Annotated in this window: 2 protein-coding genes; both read left to right on the forward strand. The window is 55.9% G+C overall.

Annotated features, from left to right (window positions below):
• Positions 1–741 (forward strand): ABC transporter permease (locus KIH79_RS12700; RefSeq protein ID WP_219059716.1); only part of this gene is annotated, 741 nt, incomplete at its 5' end.
• A gap of 34 nt (positions 742–775) precedes the next feature.
• Positions 776–1,215, forward strand: a 440-nt coding sequence (locus KIH79_RS12705) for an ABC transporter permease family protein (RefSeq protein WP_476695643.1), incomplete at its 3' end; no start/stop codon positions are given.

A 1,215-nucleotide genomic window follows, 5' to 3' on the forward strand; every position in this document is an offset into this window, starting at 1 on the left:
GGTGGTCGTTGGGTTGGGTTGAAGTATTTCAACCAGTTCTTCACGTCGCCGATGTTCAGCAAGGTCATGATCAACACGATCAAGATCAGTCTTGGTACTCTGGTGCTTGGTTTCATCGCCCCGATCGTTTTGGCGCTGCTGATCAATCAGATTCATAGCACGAAGGTGAAGGGGTTCGTGCAGACGATCACGTACATGCCGCATTTCATCTCGACGGTGGTGATCGTGGCGATGCTGAACATTTTCCTGACGCCGAACACGGGGTTGTTGGGCCGGTTCTTCGGTGGTACGAGCTTGTTGGACAATCCGAACATGGTGGCGCCGATTTACTGGCTGAGCGAGGTGTGGCAGCATTGCGGTTGGAACGCGATCATCTATCTCGCGGCCTTGTCTTCGGTGGATGTGTCGTTGTATGAGGCGGCGAAGATCGATGGCGCGGGCCGCATGCAGTTGATCCGTTACGTGGACATCCCGACGATCATGCCGACGTGCGTGATCCTGCTGATCATGAACATGGGCAGCATCCTGAGCGTTGGTTTCGAGAAGGTGCTGCTGATGCAGAACGCGATGAACCTGCCGGGTTCTCAGGTGATCGCGACGTATACGTACATGATCGGTTTGAAGTCGTTCCAGTTCTCGTATGCTACGGCGATCGGCTTGTTCAACACGTTGATCAATTTCGTGTTCCTGATTCTGGCGAACTGGATCTCGAAGCGCGTGTCGGACACGAGCATCTTCTAAGCGGTCGTCAAGGAAAGGCAAGGGTTAGAGCGTTATGAGCACCGCAAGTGTTTCCCCGGCCGTGAAGCGGTCCGGTGATGATATTCCGTTCAACAAGCATGTGGCGCAGCACCGGGAGCCGGGCGACTGGGTCGCGGACATCGTGATCTGGGTTTTGCTGGCTTTGATCGTGGCGGTGGTGATCTACCCGTTGTGGTTCGTGGTGATCGCGTCGTTCTCGAATCCGGCGATGGTCTCGACGGGCAAGGTCACCGTCCTGCCGGTGGACATCAGTTTCGGCGGCTACGAGAAGGTGTTCTCCGATAGTCGTATTTGGATCGGCTATAAGAACACGATCGTGTATTCGGTGGTGGGCACGGCGTTGAACATGATCGTGACCCTGCCGGCCGCGTTCGCCTTGTCGCGTGTGGATTTCAAGCCGCGTCGCGTGATCCTGTTCCTGTTCACGTTCACGATGTACTTCGCCGGCGGCCT

The sequence above is a fragment of the Bifidobacterium miconis genome, assembly GCF_019331735.1.
In the GTDB taxonomy this organism is placed as follows: Bacteria; Actinomycetota; Actinomycetes; order Actinomycetales; family Bifidobacteriaceae; genus Bifidobacterium; species Bifidobacterium miconis.